The organism is Actinoplanes sp. NPDC051513 (assembly GCF_044454685.1).
Classification (GTDB): Bacteria; Actinomycetota; Actinomycetes; order Mycobacteriales; family Micromonosporaceae; genus Actinoplanes.
In genome coordinates, this window is sequence record NZ_JBITDW010000071.1 from 1 (window position 1) to 1,428 (window position 1,428).

Here is a 1,428-nt window from a genome sequence, read left to right on the forward strand (position 1 = left end):
GGCTCTTGTGATCGGTGTGTGGGTGGGTTTGCGGTCATCGGTCGGGTAGTTCGGGTCGGTGGCCGCCGAGGGTGAGCATGGCCAGGGCGATGATGGCGTGTGGTGTGTGGAAGCCGAATGCGCGGCGGATGATGAGCCGGATTTTGGTGTTGGTGGATTCGATCAGGGCGTTGGACAGCCGGTTGGTGATGGCGGCGATGATGGGGTCGCGGTCGCGGGTGATGCTGCGGGCGAGTTTGACGAACTGGGGTAGGCGGCAGCGGCGGGCCCAGCTGATCCACCGGTCGAGGGCGTCGATGGCCTGGTCGGGGTCGTGGTGGGCGAGGGCGAACACGGTGCGCAGGCCTTCTTTCAATGCCCAGGCGCGGTGCAGGGTGGGGTGGGTCTTGGCGATCCAGGCGAGTTGTTCGTGTTGATGTTCGGTCAGGTCGTCGGGGTTCTTCCAGAGCGCCCAGCGGGCGTGTTTGAGGGTTTTCACCTCACCGCGCAGTCGATGGTTGCGGTTGTTGGCGCGGGTGGTGCCCCGGGCAGCGCCGCGCGTTTGGTTCCAGATGGTGCGGCGTTGCTCGTCGAGGGCTTCGGTGGCCCAGGCGACGATGTGGAACGGGTCGGCGCAGCGGATGGCTTGCGGGCAGTGTTCGGTGACGGCTTCGCGGATCCAGCCGGCGGCGTCGGCGGAGATGTGGGTGATGCGGGCGCAGCGCTCGGGTCCGAGCTGAGTGAAGAACGCGGCGAGGGCGGCCTTGTCCGCGCCGGGTGCGGCCCAGACGAGGCGGCCGGTGTCGTGGTCGACCACGACGGTCAGGTATTTGTGTCCTTTGCGGTAGGAGATCTCGTCGATGCCGATACGTTTCAGCCCGTCGAGCAGATCAATCTGCGCTTGGGTGTCGGCCCAGACCCGGGCGACGACCGCGCCGACGGTGCGCCAGGCGATCCGCAGCAGCCCGGTCACCGCGGTCTTGGCGCATACCGTCGCCAGCCACGCCACGGTCTGGTCGAAGCCGAGGGTGTGTCCGGCGCCGTGCCGCGCCCACGGGACCGCGGCGACCACCACGCCGTGCTGCGGGCAGGACACCCGCGGCGCGTCGGCTTCGACGTACGCGCGGGTCGTGCCCAGATCCAGGGCCCGCCACCGGCGGCGGCCCGTGCCCTGGTCATAGCCAGGACAGCGGCGACGGCATATCCCGCAACGGCGCCGCTGACCGCGCGCCGGACGGACCGCCGCCACGATCACGCCCTGCTCGTCGAGCTCGACACGCTCAACGACCGTCTTCTGGAGTCCGAGCAGCCCAGCCCATACCCTGGCATTACGCACGCCGTTGTCCCACTATCTACCGTTCTGACCTTCGACAAGCCAGAACCTAGACAGGACAACGGCGTGCGCCACCCAGACGCCCAGAAACCACCCACACAAGCGTCAGTAGAACC

The 1,428-nt window shown here is 68.3% G+C and carries 1 protein-coding gene; it reads right to left on the bottom strand.

What is annotated here, in order from left to right:
- Positions 1–34: 34 nt before the first annotated feature.
- On the bottom strand, positions 35–1,315 hold the full coding sequence (locus ACIA5D_RS51760; protein ID WP_396038126.1) for an ISL3 family transposase: 1,281 nt from the start codon (positions 1,313–1,315) through the stop codon (positions 35–37).
- Between the last annotated feature and the right edge of the window lie 113 nt (positions 1,316–1,428).